General features: G+C 70.7%; 17 protein-coding genes. 8 read left to right on the forward strand and 9 right to left on the reverse strand.

The window, feature by feature from the left end:
• Positions 1-71 precede the first annotated feature (71 nt).
• From ACFZBB_RS30165 to ACFZBB_RS30180, 4 genes are all read left to right on the forward strand, one after another.
• The gene (locus tag ACFZBB_RS30165; protein ID WP_391129226.1) at positions 72-701 is read left to right on the forward strand and encodes an HAD-IA family hydrolase; all 630 of its coding nucleotides are present in this window, start codon (positions 72-74) and stop codon (positions 699-701) included.
• 43 nt (positions 702-744) lie between these two features.
• Positions 745-1,707 (forward strand): TIGR03557 family F420-dependent LLM class oxidoreductase, encoded by a 963-nt coding sequence (locus ACFZBB_RS30170; RefSeq protein ID WP_391128935.1) that lies wholly within the window; start codon positions 745-747, stop codon positions 1,705-1,707.
• A 354-nt stretch (positions 1,708-2,061) separates the two neighbouring features.
• The gene (locus ACFZBB_RS30175) at positions 2,062-2,661 is read left to right on the forward strand and encodes an NAD(P)H-dependent oxidoreductase (RefSeq protein WP_391129229.1); all 600 of its coding nucleotides are present in this window, start codon (positions 2,062-2,064) and stop codon (positions 2,659-2,661) included.
• Between the two features lie 49 nt (positions 2,662-2,710).
• Entirely contained in the window at positions 2,711-2,998 is a 288-nt protein-coding gene (locus tag ACFZBB_RS30180; RefSeq protein ID WP_391128938.1) for an alcohol dehydrogenase catalytic domain-containing protein, read from the forward strand.
• A gap of 567 nt (positions 2,999-3,565) precedes the next feature.
• Here ACFZBB_RS30180 and ACFZBB_RS30185 read toward each other — a convergent pair.
• Positions 3,566-4,156, reverse strand: coding sequence for an anti-sigma factor antagonist (locus tag ACFZBB_RS30185; RefSeq protein WP_391128941.1), 591 nt, complete (start codon positions 4,154-4,156; stop codon positions 3,566-3,568).
• Positions 4,157-4,280: 124 nt separating this feature from the next.
• Here ACFZBB_RS30185 and ACFZBB_RS30190 point away from each other — a divergent pair, with 124 nt between their 5' ends.
• The gene (locus tag ACFZBB_RS30190) at positions 4,281-4,631 is read left to right on the forward strand and encodes a MarR family transcriptional regulator (protein WP_391128944.1); all 351 of its coding nucleotides are present in this window, start codon (positions 4,281-4,283) and stop codon (positions 4,629-4,631) included.
• Positions 4,632-4,783: 152 nt separating this feature from the next.
• Here ACFZBB_RS30190 and ACFZBB_RS30195 read toward each other — a convergent pair whose 3' ends face one another.
• The 8 genes from ACFZBB_RS30195 to ACFZBB_RS30230 all read right to left on the reverse strand — a co-directional run bounded on the left by ACFZBB_RS30195 (position 4,784) and on the right by ACFZBB_RS30230 (position 16,865).
• Entirely contained in the window at positions 4,784-5,107 is a 324-nt protein-coding gene (locus ACFZBB_RS30195; RefSeq protein WP_391128947.1) for a DUF6221 family protein, read from the reverse strand.
• 439 nt (positions 5,108-5,546) lie between these two features.
• Positions 5,547-7,013 carry an aminotransferase class I/II-fold pyridoxal phosphate-dependent enzyme gene (locus ACFZBB_RS30200; RefSeq protein WP_391128950.1) on the reverse strand — a complete coding sequence of 489 codons (1,467 nt, stop codon included), beginning with the start codon at positions 7,011-7,013 and terminating at the stop codon, positions 5,547-5,549.
• A gap of 314 nt (positions 7,014-7,327) precedes the next feature.
• Positions 7,328-8,344 carry an SDR family oxidoreductase gene (locus tag ACFZBB_RS30205; protein WP_391128953.1) on the reverse strand — a complete coding sequence of 339 codons (1,017 nt, stop codon included), beginning with the start codon at positions 8,342-8,344 and terminating at the stop codon, positions 7,328-7,330.
• A 53-nt stretch (positions 8,345-8,397) separates the two neighbouring features.
• Positions 8,398-9,561, reverse strand: coding sequence for an enolase C-terminal domain-like protein (locus tag ACFZBB_RS30210; protein WP_391128956.1), 1,164 nt, complete (start codon positions 9,559-9,561; stop codon positions 8,398-8,400).
• Positions 9,561-11,378, reverse strand: a complete 1,818-nt coding sequence (locus ACFZBB_RS30215; RefSeq protein WP_391128959.1) for a thiamine pyrophosphate-requiring protein — start codon at positions 11,376-11,378, stop codon at positions 9,561-9,563. Before ACFZBB_RS30215 ends, ACFZBB_RS30210 begins: the two co-directional genes overlap by 1 nt.
• A gap of 45 nt (positions 11,379-11,423) precedes the next feature.
• Positions 11,424-14,516, reverse strand: a complete 3,093-nt coding sequence (locus tag ACFZBB_RS30220) for an FAD-linked oxidase C-terminal domain-containing protein (RefSeq protein ID WP_391128962.1) — start codon at positions 14,514-14,516, stop codon at positions 11,424-11,426.
• A 108-nt stretch (positions 14,517-14,624) separates the two neighbouring features.
• Entirely contained in the window at positions 14,625-15,503 is an 879-nt protein-coding gene (locus ACFZBB_RS30225) for a SigB/SigF/SigG family RNA polymerase sigma factor (RefSeq protein ID WP_391128965.1), read from the reverse strand.
• 423 nt (positions 15,504-15,926) lie between these two features.
• Positions 15,927-16,865: an SIP domain-containing protein gene (locus ACFZBB_RS30230; RefSeq protein WP_391128968.1), complete on the reverse strand. Its 939-nt coding sequence runs from the start codon at positions 16,863-16,865 to the stop codon at positions 15,927-15,929.
• Positions 16,866-17,253: 388 nt separating this feature from the next.
• On the opposite strand from ACFZBB_RS30230, the gene ACFZBB_RS30235 reads away from it, so the two are divergent.
• The 3 genes from ACFZBB_RS30235 to ACFZBB_RS30245 all read left to right on the forward strand — a co-directional run bounded on the left by ACFZBB_RS30235 (position 17,254) and on the right by ACFZBB_RS30245 (position 22,143).
• On the forward strand, positions 17,254-18,915 hold the full coding sequence (locus ACFZBB_RS30235; RefSeq protein WP_391128971.1) for a cellulase family glycosylhydrolase: 1,662 nt from the start codon (positions 17,254-17,256) through the stop codon (positions 18,913-18,915).
• Positions 18,916-19,193: 278 nt separating this feature from the next.
• Entirely contained in the window at positions 19,194-20,900 is a 1,707-nt protein-coding gene (locus tag ACFZBB_RS30240) for an MFS transporter (RefSeq protein WP_391128974.1), read from the forward strand.
• A gap of 196 nt (positions 20,901-21,096) precedes the next feature.
• Positions 21,097-22,143 carry a LuxR C-terminal-related transcriptional regulator gene (locus tag ACFZBB_RS30245; protein ID WP_391128977.1) on the forward strand — a complete coding sequence of 349 codons (1,047 nt, stop codon included), beginning with the start codon at positions 21,097-21,099 and terminating at the stop codon, positions 22,141-22,143.
• Positions 22,144-22,293: the final 150 nt, after the last annotated feature.

Consider the following 22,293-nt stretch of genomic DNA (forward strand, 5'->3'; position numbering starts at 1 on the left):
ATTCAAAGGCCGCCGGCAGCGCGGGGCGGCACGCCGGCGGAGCGGTGCTGTTCGACGTCGACGGCACCCTGATGGACACCGTCTATCTGCACACCGTCGCCTGGTGGGAGGCCCTGAGCCAGCAGGGCCACCGGGTCGGCACGGCCCGGATCCACCGGCTGATCGGGATGGGCAGTGACCATCTGCTGGACGCGCTGCTCGGCGAGGACCGCGACCGCGGCCAGGACGACACGATCAGCGCCGCTCACGACACCCTCTACGCCCAGTACTGGTCCCGCCTGGTGCCGCTTCCCGGGGCTTCTGACCTGCTCAGGGCCTGCGCGGCGCGCGGCTGGCAGGTCGTGCTCGCCTCGTCCGCGAAGGGCGAGGAGGCCGACGTGATGCTCCGCGCCCTCGACGCCGAGGAAGCGATCACCGCCGTGACCACCTCCGACGACGTCTCCTCCAGCAAACCCGCCCCCGACCTCGTACGGCAGGCGCTGGAGAAGGCGGGCGTCCCGGCCCGGCGCGCGGTCTTCGTCGGCGACGCCGCCTGGGACGCGCAAGCCGCCCGCACCGCGGGCGTACGCTGCCTCGGCGTGCTCACCGGCGGCTGGACGCGCCAGGAACTGAGCGAAGTCGGAGCCGAAAGCGTCTACGAATCCGTCGCGGACCTGCTCACCCACCTGGACGACAGCGCCCTCGCCACACCACCCCGATGACGGGCGACCGGGACACGGTTTCAGAATCAGAGAGGAACAGCTCATGACCCGCTACGGCTACTTTCTGTCCTCCGAGGAATTCAGCCCGCCCGAACTGCTGGATCAGGCCCGAATGGCCGAAGAGGCCGGCTTTGAGGCGCTCGCCGTCTCGGACCACTTCCACCCGTGGAACGACGAGCAGGGCGAAAGTTCCTTCGTGTGGTCGGTGATCGGCGCCCTCTCACAGGTCACGGCGCTGCCGGTCACCACGCTGGTGACCTGCCCGACGATCCGGATGCATCCGGCGATCAACGCTCAGGCCGCGGCTACCGCGGCCGTACTGACCCGCGGTGGATTCCGCCTGGGGCTGGGCAGCGGAGAAGCGTTGAACGAGCACGTCCTCGGCGACGCGTGGCCCGCCGCGGACGAACGCCTCGACATGCTGGAAGAGGCGGTGGAGGTGATCAGGAAGCTGTTCACCGGCAAGCGGATCACTCACCGTGGCCCGCATTACACGGTGGAGAACGCCCGCCTGTACACGCTCCCCGCCGAGCCCGCGCCACTGTACATCTCCGGTTTCGGGCCTAAGGCCGCCCAGCGGGCGGGGCGCATCGGCGATGGCTTCGTGACGATGCAGCCCGACGCCGAACTGGTGGATGCGTTCCGCCGGGCCGGCGGCGGTGACAAGCCGGTCATCGGCGGCTTCAAAGTGTGCTGGGACACCGACCGACAGCGTGCTGTCAAGACGGTCCACCGGCTCTGGCCGAACGAGCAGCTCCCCGGCGAACTGGCCCAGATCCTGCCGACCCCCGAGCACTTCGAACAGGCGAGCAGCCTGGTCACCGAGGACATGGTGGCGCAGGCGACCGTCTGCGGCGACGACGCCGACGAGCACGTGAAGGCCGTCGCCGCCTACGCACAGGCCGGTTTCGACGAGGTGTACGTGAACCAGATCGGCCCCGACCAGGCGCAGTTCTTCGACTTCTACCGCACCGAGGTCCTGCCCCGGCTCACCGGCGATGAATAGGGTCCCGCCCGGCAGCAGCGCCGAGCGGGGGCGCACCGGCGGACACGATCCGTCCGATGAGAGCAGCCGAAACGGGTACTCGGTTCCTATGACCGCTCATACTCCCCCGCGCCTGACACCTGACCTTCCTCCCGTCGTGGAGGTCCCCGACCTGCCCGGTGCGCATGCGACACCAGGCGAGACATCGCGTCCGGACGGCGACGGTCCCGGGCGGACGCGGCCCCGGCCGGACGCGCCGGCCCGTGCGGGAGCTCGTGACGAGCCGACCGAGCCCACCGACTGAGCCCTACGCGGTGCCACGAGGATGTGTCAATTCCGTCACGCGGGTACACGTATAGCATGGAATCATCGCATATGCGGGCTGTTGCCCTTGTTTGTACGCTCAATCCCTCGCCGGCCGCGTCCAGCTCCCAGCTCCTCGCCGAGCAGACGCTGGAAGCGTTCGGGGAGCACGGTGTCACCGGTGAGGTGATCCGGGTCGCGGACCACGATGTGCGGCCGGGCGTCGCGGTCGACGCGGGGGAGGGCGACGCGTGGCCGTCCATCCGGGAGAAGATCCTGGCGGCGGACATTCTGGTGCTGTCGACGCCGATCTGGCTGGGCCACCCGTCGAGCGTCGCGCAGCGGGTCATGGAACGGCTGGACGGCGAGCTGTCGGAGAGCGACGACGAGGGCAGGCTGCTGACCTACGGCAAGGTCGCGGCGGTGTGCGTGGTCGGGAACGAGGACGGCGCCCACAAGGTGAGCGCCGACCTCTTCCAAGGGCTCAACGACGTTGGTTTCTCCCTCGCGGCGGGTGCTGTCACCTACTGGGTGGGGGAGGCCATGCAGGGCACCGACTACCAGGATCTCGACACGACGCCCGACTCGGTTGCTTCCACGACCAAGACCTTGGCCGCCAATACCGCCCACCTGGCGCGCCAACTGCGCGCCGCCCCCTACCCGGCGAGCTGACCCGTACGGGTCAGCCCCTCCCGAAACCGCTCCCGAGAGGAACGGCGAGATGAAGGCGCTGGTCTACAACGGCCCTTACGAGGGCCGCACGACCGTCGAGCGGGGCAAGATCCTCGGTCACGAGAACATGGGCATCGTCGAGGACAGCGGGCCCGCAGTGACCCGGATCAAGCCCGGCGACCGGGTGTCGGTGCCGTTCAACATCGCCTGCGGAAGCTGTCGCAACGACCCCTCCGGCCAGGAGCACCCCGAACCCGTCCTGGACCACCTGGTCAAGGCCGTCCGCACCACTGGCGGCATCGGCGTGGTCGGCGTCTACATCTCGGGCATCGTCTGAACGTCACACAAGGCGTCATGCAGGGCGAACAAGGCGGCGACATCAGCCTCCACTGAGAACAGGCCGAGCAGAACCTGGATCCGCTCGTCGCTCCCGGTGGCCACTGCGGCCACGATTTCCTTGATCAACCCAGTGCAGGACTCGGTTGGCGAGAGTCCACTCAACTCGGTTGTCATACTGGCCCAACGAGCAAGTGCCCCAAAGGTCAGCCTGCGGCAGTCGTCAGCCGCATCTGCGTCCCCGCCCGCAGGGAAGGCGGTCAGTCCAGGTGGCCACGTGGTCGTCTTGGGCGCCCCGCTCGTCGTGCCGAGCGCGGGAACTCCGCCGGTGCGCCGGTAGCGGGTCACCGGCGCGGAGCGGCCAGGAGGAGAACGCTGTTGAGCCAGGTCGTGTAGTTCCAGCGGACACCTGCGGGCGGGAATCTTCGCGTCAGCGCGAGGTCTGCGGCGTAGGCCTCCGCTTGACCCGGTCTTCGCTGCCGAGCCGCGGCGGCGCACCGTAGGTGTTCGTCGACCAGAGCCTTTTGTGAGCCAAGGCGGCTATGGAAGGGAAGTGGCGCTGGACGTGTCAGGGCTTGTGGTGACACCACTGGGACGACAAGGGCCGGACCGCGAGTCCGCTTCGTCCGAGCCGAAGGCCTCGCCGCCGCCCTCGGTCATGCGAACGCCGGCCGCTGCGGGCGGCTCGTACACGAAGCGGCCTTTCGCGGGCGGAACGGATCGCTTCCGGCGGGCGGTCCAGATCCGGGGGCGGCGGCCCGTCGTTCTCGGCGTAGTCGAAGAGCCGGTCGGTCCCGGTCAGGCCCAGCACCCGCCGGACGGCCGGGCTGACGGCGGTCAGCCGGAGTGCCGCTCCGGTGCGCTCGGCCACGCGCCGGGCCCGGAGCAGCGCGTTGAGCCCGCCGCAGTCGAAGAAGGCGACGCCGCTCAGCTCCAGGCTCAGGCTGTCGCTCTCGCGCAGCAGATGGTCGATGAGGACGCGTGCGAAGGTGTCCGCGCCGGTGAAGTCGATCTCGCCGCTGACCGTGATGACCGTGTGGCCGGCGCGCTGGCTCACCCGTACGGCCAGGGCGTCGGCCGGATCGGTGATCACCCGGGGGGTGTACACCGCCGCGCCGACGTCGTCGTGTGCGGAGAGTCCGCGATCCAATTCGGACATGTCGAGGGCCCTCGCCTTCCCGATCCGGTGGCCACACCAAGTTTGTGCGCGGCCAGTAGAAGCGTCAAGTAAAACGTGAATCTATGTTCGTGGTTTGCAAGACGCGAATCGTAGCTCCTACGATATGCGGATGGACGATTCTGAGCCGCGCACCGCCACCGGATGGACGTTCCTGACCAATCACGCACGTGTCCTGGCCGTCATCGCCCGCGACCCCGGGAGTCGGGTGCGGGACATAGCCGCGCGCTGTCTGCTCACCGAGCGCGCGGTCCAGAAGATCATCGCCGACCTGGAGAGCGAGGGGTACCTCACGCACACCCGGGTCGGACGCTCCAACCTCTACGAGATCCCGGCCGGCACCGCACTGCGCCACCCCGCCGACGTGGGCCCCACCGTCGCCGACCTGCTGGCGATCCTCACCGTCCACCGGAACACCTCAGGGCCCGGATCCGAGCCCGAGTCCGCGAAGGACTGACCTGTTCAATGCCGAGGTGGTAAGCGCACGGTCCAACCGACGGCTCCTCAGGTCGGCCTGGTTCGCGCCCGTGTCCCTCTGGCGGCTTGCGGGGACGCGGCCTTCGACGAGACGTGGGGGCCGTCAACTGTGCGGAGGCGCTGGCCTGTGGATCAGGGGTGCCAGTCGTCCCGCCAGTCGGGATGCAGTTCGAACGGCGACGCAAGCGCCTCCATCGTCTGGAAGGCGAGGACCGACGCCGGAGGCCAACACGGCCTCTCGTCCCGTTCGCGCCGGATCCGCTGCTCGTGGTGGCGGAGTGTCTGCCGCTGGGTGGCGATTCCGTCGATGATCCGGGCGGGGCCGGGGCAGCCGCAGGTGCCGAGCGTCGTCTCGTAAGGGACCGGGCAATGGAGTTGGTGGAAGAGGGCGGCGCTGCCTTCCTCCTCGTCCCACCGGTCGTGGAGGAACGATGCCAGGTCGGTGAGGGTGCCCATGAATCAGCGCGCCGCGCGTTCGGTTGGTGCCCACGTCTGGGCGAAGCCATGGGAGTCGGTGCTCGTTTCGGCGGCGGGTCGCTCAAAGGTGACGCCGTCGGCGACCGGGACGCACGTCACCGCGTAGCACATCATCGAGGCATCCGTGCCCCGCCGGGGGGGGTAGCAGGCGGGCCTTGCTCCCCATCGAATCGCCGATCAGACAGAACACGCCCCTTGCGAGTCCATTCGCAGATGGCGAGCGTGTTGGTGGTGGCCGCCTCGCCGTTGGGTCACCCGTCGTAGAGGAATGTCCGCAGCGACTTCTTGCGGGGGAAGTCCACCGCTGTGGTGCGTCGCTCGGAACGGCCGCCACCGGAGGTTCCGACGCGGCCGGTCGGGCCGTACCCGTCGTGCTGGCAGGTGTCCGCGCGGTGTTCTGCTGCGCGGGGCGGTCCGCTCAGTCCTCTACTGCGACGCGGATGGTCCTGAGGCTGTTGTCCGCCGCGTCGGGGATGACCATCCCGGCAGCCACGCCGGTGCGAAGGTAGTCGACCACCGCGCGGTTGAGGCGTTCGCCGGGAAGCGCGGCGGGAATGCCGGGCGGATACGGGGTGAGCATCTCCGCGACGATCCGGCCGGCGGCCCGCTCGCTCGGGATTGTCTCAACGGGCCCGAAGAAGGCGTCGCGCGGCAGTACGACCAGATCCAGCAGAAGTTGGGCGGGGGAGGGGATCTCGATGGCCGGTGCCGGTGCGAGTTGTTCGGCACGGCCGGCGAGGTCGCGCAGAGCCTCCAGCAGGCGGTTGACGGTCCCGTCGTCATCGGCGTAGGTCAGCTGTGCACTGATCCGGCGGTGGTCGCAGACGTGCAGATTGATGCGGTGGTGCTCGCGGAGCCAGTCCCCGGCCCGGTAGCCCGTCACTCCCAGCCCGGCCAGATCGACGAAGACCTGGAGCGGGTCCATGTCGTACGCGCGGCCTGGCCCGCAGAAGTCCTCGCGGCCGTGTACGTGCAGGCCGTCGATGCCCTCGATGGCGTCCCGGAGGTGTTCGGCGCGCCGGAGCGCACCGTCGAGCAATTCCTTGCCCTGTTCGACCATCTGCCGTCGCCAGCCGTCGAGGCCGGCGTAGAGCAGGACCGACGGGCTGGTGGTCCCCAGCAGGTCCGCCCTCCCCGCGAGGGTCTCCGGGCTGATGCGCGGGCCCTGGAGGTGGAAGACCGAGCCCTGCTCGAAGCCGGAACCCATCTTGTGCACCGACGTCACGCACAAGTCCGCGCCGGCGTCCATCGCCCATTTCGGCAGGCCGGGGTGGAAGGGCAGGTGCGCGCCCCACGCCTCGTCGACGATCACCGGCCGGTCCCGCTCATGGCCGATCCGTACGATCTCCGCGAGATCGGCTGTCGTGCCGTAAGGAGTCGGGCTGGTCACCAGTACGCCGCGGGCGTCAGGGTGTTCCTCGAAAGCCGCCTCGAAGCTCTCGGGCGACGGCGGATGCGCCAGGTGCCGGTCGGGGTCCCACTGGGGCTGCACCCACACCGGCCGGATACCCGCGAGGATCAGCCCGGATACCACCGACTTGTGCGCGTCGCGGCTCACCAGCAGCTTCTCATGGGGACCCGCGACCGACAGCATCGCGGCCTTCACCGACAACGAGCTGCCGCAGGTGGAGAAAAAGGTGTGGTCGGCGTGGACCGCGTCGGCCATCAACGTCTCGGCCTGTTCCAGGATGCCCTGGGAGGACGTACGGTCGTCCAGCCCGGCGGTCGCCAGCACGTCGCAACGGAAGACGTCCTCCCCCAGGACGGCTGTGACGCGCGGGTCCGCCCCTCGTCCCTGCTTGTGCCCCGGCGGAGTGAACGGCAACTGGCCCGGGGCGTGATACGCCGCCAGCGCGTCCAGTACAGGTGCCTTCGAGTGGTCCATGCTCCGCTGCCTGCCCCGGGCGCGCGGTGGGAAACCCGCGTTGAGCCGACCGGACTAGGGTCCTGTTGTGTGGATCTCCGCGGCGTCCCGGTGCCCGGCACGCACATCTGCCGCGTAGTCGTCGGTCGACGACGCTCCGCGTCGCCTCCCTCCTCCGCCTTGCATCCGCACGCACCGGACACCGCCCCTTCCCCACCCAGATCCACACAACAGGACCTAGCCTCCGCCGCGAGGCAGGCCGCCGCTCACCTGGGCGCCTGGCCGTAGCCCCCTGGGGGCAGCGCACGGCGGCGCTCGCTTCGCGCCCAGAGGGCTCAGTGCCGTCGTGTCCGTGCCACGCCCCACGCCAGTGCCGCCCCGGCGAGGAGAGCGCCGGCCGGCCAGGTGACGCCGGGGTGCTCGGCCAGCGCGGCCTGCGGTGAGCGCTTGTGCGCCCGGTCGTCGAAGGCCCCGTGGGCGCCGAAGTCGTGGCCGTCGGGGCCTTCGCCGTCGAGTGGCTGCCACAGATTGTCCGGACGGTTCTGCGGGGTGCGCTCGTCCGTCTGCTGCGCGTCGTATCCGGTGCGGGCCAGATACCGGTCGAGCAATCCGGCCGCCACCCGGTTGCCGAGCAGGGTCGCGACCGTCGAGGCTCCCACGTAGTACTGCTTGCGGCCCGGATGGTCCGCGGCGTGAAGGACGGCGCGGGCGGCGACTTCCGGCTGGTAGATGGGCGGCACGGGCTGGGGGTGCCGGGGCAGCCGGGACAGGACCCACGAGAACTGCGGAGTGTTGACCGCCGGCATCTGCACCAGCGTGATCCGCACCTTGCTCCCGTTGTGCATCAGCTCCGTCCGCACCGAGGAGGTGAATCCGTTGACCGCGTGCTTGGCGCCGCAGTAGGCGGACTGGAGCGGGATGGACCGCTCGCCGAGCGCGGAGCCGACCTGCACGATCGTGCCTCTGTCCCGGGTGAGCATCCGGGACAGCGCCTCGCGCGTACCGTTGACGTATCCGAGGTACGTCACGTCGGTGACCCGCTGGAATTCGTCCGGACGGATCTCGGTGAACGGCGCGAAGACCGAGGCGAACGCGACGTTGACCCACACGTCGATGGGTCCGAAGCGCTCCTCGACGGCGTCGGCCGCCGCCCGTAGGGCCTTGTGGTCCGCGACATCCGCCTCGGCGACCAGTGCCCCGCCGCCGCGCGCCCGCACCTCACGGGCCGCGGCTTCCAGCCCGGTGCGCCCGCGGGCGATCAGACCGATACGGTCGCCCCTCGCGGCGAAGGCGCGGGCAACCGCCCTGCCGATCCCGCCGCTCGCTCCCGTGATGACCACTGTTGAGGGCATCGTCCTGCCCACCTTTCCTGCCGTGTCGTTTCCGCCGCTCGCACCAGGCGGACTCATCGCCTTCGGTACCGCTCGGCGTCGGGACGCAGTGCCATCCCGTGGCCGGGCGCCCCGTCGGCCCCGGGCCGGACCGTGCCTCCTGCCGGGTCAAGGGCGCCGGTGAAAAGCAGATTCTCGATCCGTACGTGGTCGTGGAACCACTCCAGATGGCGGAGATTGGGCACCGCGGCGGCCACATGCGCATGCAGGTGGGGAGCGCAGTGGCCGGAGATCTCCAGGCCGTCCGCCTCGGCGAGGGCAGCCGCCCGCAGCCAGACGGTGACGCCGCCGCAGCGGGTGACGTCCGCCTGGAGGCAGTCCACGCTCTCGGCGCCCAGCAGGTGGCGGAAGTACGGCAGCGTGTAGCCGTACTCGCCTGCCGCGACGTCGGGGCCGACCGTCGCCCTGATCTGTGCGAGGCCCGCCGGGTCGTCGGAGGAGACCGGCTCCTCGAACCAGGTGACGCCCTGCGCGTCCAGGTGCCGGGCGACCCGTACCGCCTGCTTGCGCCCGTAACCGCCGTTGGCGTCCACGTAGAGCGCGACCGCTGCGCCGACGCTGCGCCGGGCGGCGCTGATCCGCTTCAGGTCGCGGGCCTCCCGCGCGCCCCACGACTCGCCGATCTTGATCTTCACGCGGGGAATGCCGGATTCCTCTGTCCAGGAGCGCAGTTGACGGTCCTGCCGCCGGTCGTCGTACGTCGTGAAGCCGCCACTGCCGTAGACCGGCACGTCGTCGCGGGCCGCGCCCAGGAGGCGGACCAAGGGCAGGCCGAGCAGGCGGGCCTTGAGATCCCACAGGGCGATGTCCACCGCGGAGATCGCGTGGGCGGTCACGCCCGGCCGGCCGGCGTTGCGCACCGCCCGGCTCATCGCCTCGTTGGCGGCCGGTACGTCCCACGCCGAACGGCCGGTGACGACGGCGGCCAGGTGGGAGCGGACCGCCTCGGCGACGGCAGGGGAGCCGTACGTCCAGCCGAGGCCCGTCGCGCCCGCCGCGGTGACCTGGACCGTCACCAGCGTGGTGGTGTCCCAGGTGAGGGTGCCGTCCGCCTCGGGTGATTCGGTGGGCACGGTATAGCAGGCCGTCTCGACGGCCGACACGGCGGGCGCGCCCGCATGGACGGCGCCGCCCGCCTCCTTTCGGGTGTCATCTTCCGTCGGCGTACCCGCGGTCATCAGCCTTCCGCCTCCTGCGGGTCGCCGCGGTGCCGCTTGCCCGGCAGCATCTCCTGCACCTTTGCCTTGAGGCCCTGTTTGACCATGGCCGCGCGGTCGGTGTCGCCGTGCAGGACCGACGAGGCCGCGGCCTCGATCTGGTCGAGCGTGGCGTGCGGCGGGATCGGCGGTACGGCCGGATCGGTGCGGAAGTCGATGACGTAGGGCCGGTCGGCGGAAAGGGCCTGCTGCCAGGCGCCCAACACCTCGCCGGGCTTCTCGACACGTACGCCGTGAAGCCCGACGGACTGGGCGAATTCGGCGTACCGCACATCGGGGAGGGACTGTGACGGCAGGAACTGCGGCGCGCCCTCCATGGCGCGCATCTCCCATGTGACCTGGTTGAGGTCCTGGTTGTTGAGCACCGCGACGATCAGCCGCGGGTCCTGCCACTGCTGCCAGTACTTGGCGGCGGTGATCAGTTCGGCCATGCCGTTCATCTGCATGGCGCCGTCACCGACCAGGGCGAGCGCGGGCCGGTCCGGGTGGGCGAACTTGGCGCCGATCGCGTACGGTACGCCGGGGCCCATGGTGGCGAGCGTGCCGGACAGCGAGCCGCGCATCGAGCCGCGCATCCGCAGGTGTCGGGCGTACCAGTTGGCGGACGAGCCGGAGTCGGCGGACAGCATCACGTTCTCCGGCAGCAGCGCGTCGAGCGCGTGCACCACGTACTCCGGATTGACCGGGTCCGCGTCGACTGCGGCGCGCCGTTCCATCACCTCCCACCAGCGGGCGGTGTTCTTCTCGACCGTCTCGCGCCACGCGCCGCGCTTCTTCTGCTGGAGCTGCGGCAGCAGTCGCTTCAGGGTGCCCGCGGCGTCGCCGACCAGGTTGACCTCGAAGGGGTAGCGCAGCCCGATCATGAACGGGTCGTTGTCGATCTGCACCGCCCGCGCCTGGCCGAATTCCGGCAGGAACTGCGTGTACGGGAAACTCGATCCGATCACCAACAGGGTGTCGCAGTCGCGCATCAGCTCGTACGACGGACGCGTCCCCAGCAAGCCGATCGAGCCGGTGACATAGGGCAGTTCGTCGGAGAGCACGTCCTTTCCGAGCAAAGCCTTGGCCACCCCGGCGCCCAGCAGGTCGGCGAGCTGTTCCACCTCGTTGCGGGCGCCACGCGCACCCTGCCCGACCAGGACCGCGACCTTCTCGCCCGCATTGAGGATCTCGGCGGCCCGGCGGACGTCGTCGTCGCCGGGGATGGGTGCGTAATCGGCGAGTCCGAGGCTTGAGGGGACCATCTTGAAGGCGTGCGTCGGCGCGGAGTAGTCAAGTTCCTGCACGTCGGCCGGGATGATCACGGCGGTGACCGTGCGCTTGGCGTAGGCGGTGCGGATCGCGCGGTCGAGGACGTTGGGCAGTTGCTCCGGGACGGTGACCATTTCGCAGTAGTCGGCGGCCACGTCCTTGTACAGGCTCAGCAGGTCGACTTCCTGCTGGTAACTGCCGCCCATGGCGCTGCGGTTGGTCTGGCCGACGATCGCGACGACCGGCACGTGATCGAGTTTGGCGTCGTAGAGGCCGTTGAGCAGGTGGATCGCGCCGGGTCCCGAAGTCGCCGCGCAGACCCCGACCTTCCCCGAGAACTTCGCGTAGCCGACCGCTTCGAAGGCGGCCATCTCCTCGTGCCTGGCCTGGATGAATTCCGGCTTGTTGCCGGCTCGTCCCCAGGCGGCGAGCAGCCCGTTGATGCCGTCGCCGGCGTAGGCGAAGACATGGTCGACGCCCCACTCGCGCAGGCGCTGGAGTACATGGTCGGAGACTTTGACGGACACGGGATTTCCTTTCTGTACGGCAATCGCCTTGGGGTGGCCGCGGATTCAGGTCTGCCGCCGGCGGACCAGGACGTACGCTCCGGCGCTCGCGAGCACGGCCCCGGCCGCCGCGGTGACCAGGCGGCTCGCCGTACGGGACGGGGCGGTGTCTCTCGCGACGGCCTTCTCCGGCCGGTCGGCCGGCACGGGGCCGTTCAGTCCGAGTGCGAGGGCTTCCGCGAGGTGCAGCGCCGTTCTGCCCGTGCCGCCCTGTTCGATCTGGGTGCGGCAGCTGAACCCGTCGGCGATCACCAGGGCGTCGGGAGCGGCGTCCCGGACGGCGGGGAGCACGCCCGACTCGCCGATTCGCATGGACAGTTCGTGGTGGCCCGCCTCGAAGCCGAAGTTGCCCGCGAGACCGCAGCAGCCCTCGTCCAGAACGTCCGCGTCGATCCCGGCCCGCCGCATCACCTCGCGGTCGGCGTCGAATTTCGTCACCGCGTGCTGGTGGCAGTGGGTCTGCACGGTCGCCGCGCGGGTCAGCGTGGGCGGCAGCCAGCCCTCCGGTGCGCGCTGGACCAGAAGCTCGGAAAAGGTCAGGAACTGAGACGCGAGCCGCTTGATGTCCTCGTCGTCCGGAAGGAGTTCGGGCGCGTCGGCCCGGAATACCGCGGTGCAGGACGGCTCCAGGCCGACGATCGGCGTGCCCGCCTCGATCCAGGGCCGCAGTACCCCGACCGTGCGTCGCAGCACCCGTTCGGCGATGCCCAGTTGGCCGGTGGAGATCCAGGTCAGCCCGCAGCACACCGCTTCGGTGGGCACGGCGACCCGGAAGCCGGCGTCCTCCAGCACCGCGACGGCCGAGCGCGCCACCGAGGGATGGAAGTACACGCTGAACGTGTCCGGCCACAGCACGACCGTGCGCGGGTCAGCCGGATCGGCCTCGGGCCGGCCCGCGTCGTGCGAACGCCACCAGCGGACAAAGGACTCCGGGGCGAACAGCGGCGCCTCCCGTTCGACGGCCACCCCGGCGAGCCGCTTCCCGACCCGCCCCAGACCGGGCGCCCGCAGTGCCGCGTTGACCAGGCCGGGCGCCGCACGGGACAGCCGGGCCCACAGCGGCAGCCAGCCCAGCGCGTAGTGCGCGGCGGGACGGAGCCGCCCCCGGTAGTGGTGGGACAGGAACTCGGCCTTGTACGTGGCCATGTCGACGCCTGTCGGGCAGTCGGACTTGCATCCCTTGCACGCCAGGCACAAGTCGAGCGCGTCCCGGACCTCGGTGGAGCGCCAGCCGTCGGTGACCGGTGAGTCGTCGTGGCCGCCGATCATCTCGAACAGCAGCCGGGCGCGGCCGCGGGTGGAGTGCTCCTCCTCGCCGGTCGCCCGGTACGACGGGCACATCACGCCGCCTTCGTGGCCGCGGCAGTTGCCGATGCCGACACAGCGCAGCACGGCCTGGTTGAAGGAGCGGCTGTCGTCCGGGTATCCGAACCGGGCGTCGCTGTCATCGCGCGGACGCCACAGCGGACCCAGGCGCAACTGCCCGTCCACCGGCTGCGGGCGAACCACCTTGCCGGGGTTCATCCGGTCATCCGGGTCGAACAGCGCCTTGAGCTCGCCGAAGGCGCCGACGAGCCGCTCGCCGAACATTATCGGCAGCAACTCCCCGCGGGCCTGCCCGTCGCCGTGCTCACCCGACAGCGAGCCGCCGTACGACACGACGAGATCGGCGGCCCGGTGCAGAAAGGCCCGGAAAGCGGCGACGCCGTCGGCGTCGCGCAGACCGAAGGGGATACGGGTGTGCACACACCCCTGCCCGAAGTGGCCGTAGAGCGACGGGTGGTCGTAACCGAACTCGGCGAAGAGGTCCTTCAGTTCGCGCAGGTAATCACCGAGGCGGTCGGGAGGCACAGCCGAGTCCTCCCAGCCTTCCCACGTCTCCCGGTCGTCCGGAGGCCGGGCGGTGACGCCGAGTCCCGCCTCGCGGGCCCGCAACATCCGCCGCTCGCGCTGCGGGTCGTCGGACAGCGCCACGGTCGGGTCGTCCTCGTCCCTGCCGAGCGCGCGCAGCAGGTCGTGCGCCTGCCGGTCCACTGCCTGCCGTCCGTCGCCGGTGAACTGAACCAGCAGCCAGCTGTCGCCGTCGGGGAAGGACCGCAGCGACTCCAGATGGCTTCCCTCCTCGCGCATGAGCTGCGCCATCCGGTCGTCGATCGCCTCCAACTGGCTGGGCGTGCTGTGCTCAAGCAACCGGGGGACGTCGTCGGCGGCGGCACAGATGTCGCGATAGCCGAGGACGAGAATCGCCTCGGCGGCCGGAACGGGCACGAGATCGAGTTCGGCGTGCAGGACGGTGACGAGGGTGCCTTCGCTGCCGGTCAGGGCGCGGGCGACATGGAAGCCGTTCTCCGGCAGCAGGTCGTCCAGGTTGTAGCCCGACACGCGGCGCGGGATCTTCGGGTAACCGCGGCGGATGTCGGCCAGGTAGCCGTCGGCCAGCGCCCGCATACCCGCGTACAGCTCGGCGCGGCGCCCGCCGTCCGCCACGATCGCGTCGTACTCCTCCGGCGAGGTGCGGCCGGTCCACATACGGGTGCCGTCGTAGGTCAGTACCTCCAGGCGGCGCACGCTGTCCACGGTCTTCCCGTATGCCTGGGCGGAGGCGCCGCACGAGTTGTTGCCGATCATTCCGCCGAGCGTGCAGTGGCTGTGCGTGGATGGCTTGGGCCCGAACATCAGGCCGTACGGGGCGAGTTGCCGGTTCAGCTCGTCCAACACGATGCCCGGCTCCACGACGCAGGTGCGGGCCTCGGGATCGACCGAGAGCAACGCGTCGCAGTACTTCGTCCAGTCGATGACCACCGCGGTGTTGGTGCACTGCCCGCCCAGACTCGTGCCGCCGCCCCGGGACAGGACCGGGGCGCCGAACCGGGCGCAGATCCGTACGGCCTCGGCCCCGGCGGAGACCGAGCGCGGCACGACCACGCCGATCGGCACCTGCCGGTAGTTCGAGCCGTCCGTGACGTACGCTCCCCGGCTGCCGGCATCGAAGCGCACCTCCGCGTCGGCCTCCTCGCGCAGCGCCGCCTCCAGCGCGGCGACGTCCAGGGACGGAACGCGCGCCGAGTGGGCGGGCCGGGGTTCCTCGGTGGCGGTCATACGTGTCCTCCCGTGACTCGGCTGCCGCAACGCCGGTGGCCCGCCCGAACATCTGCCTCTGGTCGCCGGCCGGGAGATCGGCGGAACGGACGGATTACCCGGTGCGCCTTACCGCTCGGCGAGCATTCCGGAGCGGAGCTCGCTCAAGGTCCTGGCCAGCAGCCGGGAGATGTGCATCTGTGAGAGACCGAGCTCGGCGCCGATGTCGGCCTGGGTCATGTCCTGGCCGAAGCGCATCCGCAGGATGCTGCGCTCCCGGTCGTCCAGCTTCGCCAGCAGCGGGGCGAGCGTATGCAGGTCCTCGAACAATTCCATGGCGGGATCGGGGGAGCCGACGCTCTCCGCCCTGGGGTGTCCCTGCTCCTCGCCGTCGTCACCGGCGGGCAGGTCGATGGAGCCGGCGGTGTAGCCGTTGGCGGCGACCAGGCCCTCGACGACCTCGTCCTCGGTGATCTCCAGGTAGGCGGCCAGCTCGGCGAGGGTCGGCGGGGCGTCCAGGACGGCGGTCAGGTGGTCGCGGGCCTTGGCCAGCTCGACCCGCAGCTCCTGGAGGCGGCGGGGTACGTGGACGGCCCAGGAGGTGTCGCGGAAGAACCGCTTCATCTCGCCGACGATGTAGGGGATGGCGAAGGTGGTGAACTCCGTCTCGCGCGACAGGTCGAACCGGTCTATCGCCTTGATCAGGCCGATCGTGCCGACCTGGACGATGTCCTCCCACTCCTGCGGGCCGCGGCTGCGGAACCGCCGGGCGGAGAAGCGGACGAGGGACATGTTCATCTCGATCAGCGTGCCGCGCGCGCGGCTGTACTCCTCGGTGCCCTCCTCCAGCGACTGGAGGCGGTCGAAGTACAGCTTCGACAGCTCGCGGGCGTCCTTCGGCGAGACCTTCGCCGGGTCCGCGACCAGCGGCAGCCCGCCCACAGCCAGGCGGCGACCGGCCTGCGCGCCGCCGGAGAGCGTTCCCGTAACGCCTGTAGCTACCGTCATGACATCACCCCACGTCATCGACTGCGTCAGCGCGTCGCCTACCCCTCCTCCCCCCTGTCACACCAGCATCTCCCCGAATCTCCTGTCCCGCAGTTCATGCCTGCGCGGCCGTCCTAGCGGGGTCGGCCGTCGGCACATCGAGAACCGGGCGGGGGAGAGGCGAGTGATCGGTTTGCGCGTGCCGCTTACGCGCGAGCCCGAGCGGCAGCAACGGCCCGAGTGGCAGAGGCGGCTCCCGGCGGCAGCGGTTCGCCCCGCGCGGCGGACGGCCCGCCGCCCCGTCACCCACTCGGGCCGAACGGGCGGCGGGCCGCTGCCGCGCATGTCCACGGCCGGGGGGCGCTCAGTCCCCGACCCAGACCGCGGCCGGGCGGGCAGCGGGTCGGCCCCGCTCCCCGCCCGCCGCCGCCCCCCGCCGCCCGCTCAGCGACCGGCGCCGCTTTCCTGCTCGCGCTCCACCTGCTCGTTCCACTCCCGCTTGGACGCCTGCCAGCCGTCCTCGTCGGCGCCGCGGCGCCAGTAGCCGGAGATCGACAGGCGCTCGCGGGGGATCGAGTGGTCGAGGCGGAGGTGGCGGCGGAGGTCCTTGACGAAACCGGCCTCGCCGTGGACGAAGACCTGGACGTCACCCGGCGGGAACTCCAGACCGGTGACGGCCTCGACCAGCGCCTCGCCGACCGGCCGGGCACCGCGGTGCAGCCAGACGATCTCGGCGTCGCCCGAGGTGGCCAGCTTCTGCTCCTCCGCCGGGCCCTCGACCTCCACGAAGACCTTCGCCCGTGCCCCCGGCGGCAGTTGTTCGACCGCTGCGGCGATGGCGGGCAGCGCGCTCTCGTCGCCCGCGAGCAGGTGCCAGTCGGCGGCGGGGTCGGGCGCGTAGGCACCGCCGGGGCCCATGAAGTAGATGCCGTCGCCCGGCCGGACACCGGCCGCCCAGGGCCCGGCCAGCCCTTCGTCGCCGTGGTGGACGAAGTCGACCGTCATCTCGGGCGCGACCGGGTCCCAGGCGCGGACGGTGTACGTACGGGTGGTCGGCCACTGCTCGCGCGGCAGGTCGCGCCGGACGGCCTCCATGTCCAGCGGCTCGGGGTACGTGACCCCGGGAGGCGCGAAGACCAGCTTGACGTAGTGGTCGGTGTAGTCGCCCACGGGGAGCCCGGCGAGCCCGTCGCCGCCGAGCACCACCCGGATCATGTGCGGGGTGACGCGCTCGGAACGGATCACGCGGGCGTGGTTGAGCCGCGGGGCCCGGCGCGCGGGGCGCTCGGCGGCGGCCGGCGCCGCCCGCTCCTCGGCCCCCGGGTCCCGCGTCGCCGCGCCCGTCTGCTGGTCCGTCGCCCGTCCCACCGGTCGGTCTGCCATGGGCGTGCTCCGCTCTCTCGGTGCTGTGCCGTACTGCGTGGGTCGCGCTGCGCCCGGACTGTTCCCCCAGGCTTAGTTAGGTAAGCCTAACTGATTGCGGGCCAGGTGTCGGCGACCCCGCTCGTATGACTCCCTGACCCCGCTCCGACGCCTCTTCAGCGCCGCCCCCGGTCCCGCCGCCCTCCCGCTTCACTACTTGAAGCCTGTGTTTCCTCTTGACGCCGCTCGCGTGTCCTCGCTTCCATACGGTTACGAATGGGAGCGCTCCCACCAGGCTTCCGCCGCCCACCCCCACCACGAACTGAAGCGTTCCGTCCCCCCACCGAGAGGAATCGCCACCGTGGTCCCCTTTACGGGCTCGCTGAGCCCCTTGAGAAAACCGAACAGGTTGCGGGTCTTTCTGGCCGCCGCCGTCGCGGCGGCGCTGCTCGCGCTGCTCTCCCTCGCCGGACAGACGCACGCCACGGCCGCGGGCGCGCCCGCGGCTCCGGCGGCGGCCGAGGCCGCCACCGGCTACTGGCACACCAGCGGACGCCAGATCCTGGACTCCACGGGCAAGTCGGTCCGCATCGCGGGCGTCAACTGGTTCGGCTTCGAGACCAGCAACTACGTGGCCCACGGCATCTGGTCGCGCGACTACAAGAGCATGATCGACCAGATGAAGCAGCTCGGCTACAACACGATCCGGCTGCCGTACAGCGACGACATCTTCAAGGGCACCATGCCCTCCAGCATCAACTACTCCGGCGGCATGAACGCCGATCTCCAGGGCCTCAACTCGCTCGGCGTGATGGACAAGATCGTCAACTACGCCGGTTCCATAGGGCTGCGGGTCATCCTGGACCGGCACCGTCCGGACTCCGGCGGCCAGTCCGCCCTCTGGTACACCGCCGCCGTCCCCGAGTCGACCTGGATCACCAACCTCAAGGCGATGGCGACCCGTTACCTGAACAACCCGGCGGTCGTCGGCATCGACCTGCACAACGAGCCGCACGACCCGGCCTGCTGGGGCTGCGGCGACACCACGATCGACTGGCGTCTGGCGGCCGAGCGCGGTGGCAACGCCGTCCTCGGCGTCAATCCCAATCTGCTGATCTTCGTGGAGGGCGTCCAGACCTTCAACGGGACGTCCGGCTGGTGGGGCGGCAACCTGATGGGCGCGGGGCAGTACCCGGTCGAGCTGAACGTGGCGAACCGGGTGGTCTACTCGGCGCACGACTACGCGACCAGCGTCGCCCAGCAGCCGTGGTTCAGCGACCCGAGCTTCCCGGCGAACATGTCGGCGATCTGGGACAAGTACTGGGGCTATCTGTTCAAGCAGAACATCGCCCCGGTCTGGGTCGGCGAGTTCGGCACCACCCTCCAGTCGACCGTCGACCAGACCTGGCTGCGTACGCTGGTGGACTACCTGCGGCCGACCAGCACCTACGGCGGCGACAGCTTCAGTTGGACCTTCTGGTCGTGGAATCCCAACTCCGGTGACACCGGCGGCATCCTCAACGACGACTGGACGACGGTGAACACCGTCAAGGACGGCTACCTGGCCAGCATCAAGGCGCCCGGCTTCGGCGACTCGGGCGGCGGCACGGCCGGCGGCACCACCAACGGCGGTACGTCGACCGGTACGTCGAGCGGCACGTCCTCCGGCACCTCGTCCGGTACGTCGTCGGGCACCTCCTCCGGTACGACGACCGGCACGTCGACTGGTACGACCTCCGGCTCCACCGGCGGTCCGACCGGCGGCAGTTCCGGCTGCACGGCCACCTGGCACACCGACAACCAGTGGAGCGGCGGCTTCACCGCCACCGTGACCGTGGCCAACTCCGGTACGGCCGCGACCAAGAGCTGGAAGGTCACCTGGACGTGGCCGGGCGGGCAGCAGGAGACCAGTGGCTGGAACGCGGACATCCACCAGACCGGAGCCGCGGTGACCGCGGGCAGCCTCGCCTACAACGGCGCGCTCGCCCCGGCGGCCACGACCACCTTCGGCCTCCAGGGCACGTCCAGCGGCACCCTCGGCGCACCCGCGCTGACCTGCACCGCCACCTGACGCACCAGTGATGTGCCGGCGCTCCCCGCGGGGCGCCACCGACCGGCGGGTCCCGTCCAGGGGCCCGCCGGTTCCCGTTGCGCGCGGGGCCGGAGCGGCCCGCGCCGGCCGCGACGCGACGCGGAATTGACCCCGTGCAGACCCCTAGGCATACCGACCAGTCGGTACTAGCCTCTGGCCACACCTTCGGGGCCGGCCGCACCGCCCCCCGAGGGGTCGCAGCAGTGCCGTCCCCGTGCCACTCCACCCGGTCTCCAAGCATCTCCAGGAGGAGCCGTATGTCCGCCACCCCGACGCCGCTCGACGCCGACAGACCCGGGCCCGACGCCCGGTCCGCAGGCGCCCGTACCGCGCTCAGTCGGCTCTACCGCCGTGACCTGGCCGAATATCCGGCCACCGGGCGTCGTATGGCGTATCTGGCGATCGTGGTGATCACCACGGTCGTGCTGTACTACATGCTCTACATCCAGTACGCGGTCGCCACGTCGATCATCACGCACTTCGACATGACCTACCGCTACTTCGTGTGGGTCTCGGTGATCGGCAACGCGGTGGGCGCGTTCGCCTCGCTGGTGGCCGGGCTCGCCGACCGCTGGGGGCGGGCGAATCTGGTGGTCTACGGGCTGCTCGTCGCGTCGCTGCTGGTCTTCCTCGGACTGCCGAACGCGGGCGGCAAGACCACGTATCTGGTGCTGTTCGCGCTGGTCAGCTTTATCGAGGGCATCGTGCTCGTGGCCACGCCCGCGCTGATCCGCGACTTCTCGCCGCAGGTCGGACGGGCCACCGCGATGGGCGCCTGGACGATGGGGCCGGTGATCGGCAGCCTCGTCGTCACCACCGTCACCAGCAACACCCTGGACACGTCGAGCTGGCAGGACGAGCTGCGCTACTCCGGCATCTGCGGTCTGGTGGTCTTCGTGATCGCGATCTTCGCGCTGCGCGAGCTGTCCCCCGGACTGCGCGACCAGATCATGGTGACGCTGCGGGACCGGGCGCTGGTCGAGGCGCGCGCCAAGGGCATCGACCCGCAGGCCGCAAGGCGCGGCGAGTGGCGGCAGATGCTCCGGCTCGACGTGGCGGGCTCCGCGCTGGCGATCTCGCTCTTCCTGCTGCTGTACTTCGCGGCCGTCGGCAACTTCGTCGTGTACTTCGCGACCACCTACGGCTACACCGAGCAGCGGGCCAACGCGGTCGCGAACTGGTACTGGGCGGCGAACGCCATCGCCCTGGTGGTGATCGGCGTGATCTCCGACCGGCTCAAGGTGCGCAAGCCGTTCATGATCGTGGGCGCGGTCGGTTCCATCGTGGTGACCGCGATCTTCGCCTCCCTCGCCACCCACCCCACCACCGGCTACTACACCTTCGCGTGGCTGTTCATCGGGATCGGCGTCTTCAGCGGCATCGCCTACGGGCCGTGGATGGCGAGCTTCACCGAGACCGTCGAGAAGCACAATCCGGCGGCTACCGCGACGGGCCTGGCGGTGTGGGGCTGGACGATCAGGATCGTGGTCGCGGTCTCGGCCGCCTTCATCCCGGTGCTGGTCACCTCCGTCACCCCGCTGGTCGACCACGGCACCGAGGTCACCGTCGCGCAGCAGCAGGCGGCGCCCGCGCTCGCCGTCGTCAACGCCCATCCGCAACTCTTCGCGGAACTGGGCAAGTACCCGCCGGGCAAGGCGCCCGCGGCCCTCACCCAGCAGGCGGTCCAGGAGGTCGGCCCCGCCGACCTCGCCGTGGTCCAGAAGGCGCAGCCGCAGTTGGCGGTGCTCACCAAGTACGGCGCCAAGGTGCAGAAGGCCGCGCACGACGGTCCCGGCCAGTGGCGTACCTGGTGGTGGATCTGTGTCGGCGGCCAAGTCCTCTTCCTGCCGTTCGTGTTCGTGATGGCCGGGCGCTGGAGTCCCAAGCGGGCCAAGCAGGACGCCGATGAGCACCAGGCGGCGGTGGACCGCGAAATGGCGGCGCTCGCGGCGGAACCCGCCTGAGACAACACGGCACACCCGCGAAATCGCCCGCCGTGCTCAAGGAATGACACAGCGTCAGTCATGCGAGGGTAACGGCCCGGTCATGGGCCCGTCAGGTGCCTCGGCGCCCGACGGGCCCATGAATGATGTGCGACGGCCATGGCGCGCCTGTGTGAATCGCCGGTCTCGGCGGTCCGGGAGGGCTACAGTCCCGATCATGAGCGAACGTCCGTTTGAGGCTCTGGGGTTGAGTGCCGACGCGGACCGGGCCTACCCGTTGCTGGTGGCCACGCGGGGAGTGGCCGATGCGGAACTGGCTCGGCAGATGGGGGTGTCGAGGGCGCGGGCGGAGGAAGCCTGCGGGGAGTTGGCCGGGCGCGGCCTGGCGAAGCTCGGGCGCGACGGGCGCTGGTATCCGGTGCCGCCGCAGAGCACGCTGCTGCCGCTGGTGTCCCGCGCCCAGGAGCAGTTGCGGCGCGGCCGGGAACTGCTCGACCGGCTGGGCGTGGAGTACCAGCGGGTGCACGAGGGCCACCGGGCGGAGGAGATCGTCCGGGTGGTCGAGGGCCAGGCCGCCATCGGCCGCTGGGCGGAACAGCTCCACGCCTCGGCCGTCTCGGAGTTGATGGCCTTCGTCCGTACCGACAAGGACACCGCGGACGACGCCGTCCCCGACCCGCTGGCCTGCGGCTCGGCCGCAGTGTCGGGGATACGCCGCCGGGTGGTCTTCGAGCGGGCCGGCCTGGAGTCGATGGGCCTGGACCCGCTGGCCGCGCTCGACCCGCCGGGCACCCGGCAGCAGGCGTTCGTACGGGTCACCGACCGGCTGCCGGTGCGGCTGTGCGTCGCCGACCACTCGCTGGCGCTGCTGCCGCTGCCCGCCGACGCGCGGCCACCGGACCCGGTGATGCTGGTGATCCGGCCGAGCGGACTGCTCGACGCGCTGGTCACGCTCTTCGAGTCGGTGTGGGCGGACGCGGTGCCGCTCGGCCGCCCCGACGCCGGACCCTCGCCGGCCCGCGCCGACGCGGGACCGGCCCGCAGCGCCGTCCAACTGCGCATCCTGGCCATGCTGGTGAGCGGCAGCACGGACGCGGCGATGGCCCGCGCCCTGGGCGTCGCGGTGCGGACCGTGCAGCGGCACATCGCGGCGATGCAGCGGGACGCCGGAGTCGACAACCGTATACGGCTGGTCTGGCACGCGGCCCGGCACGGCTGGCTGGACGACGGATACGGACGCGGTGAGGTTGTGCCGTCTGGTTGACGTGAACGCGACGTGGAGTTCCGGTGTGGGTGATGTCAGGTATCCGACAATCACTTCGGGTTCCAGTGGTGCGTGTGAGGCACAGGTATACGCCAGCGGTTCGATCGGACCGCAACCGGCCACGACCTCGTCATGGCACGGTCCCCTCCG

It is taken from the genome of Streptomyces sp. NPDC008139 (assembly GCF_042957025.1).
Lineage (GTDB): Bacteria > Actinomycetota > Actinomycetes > Streptomycetales > Streptomycetaceae > Actinacidiphila.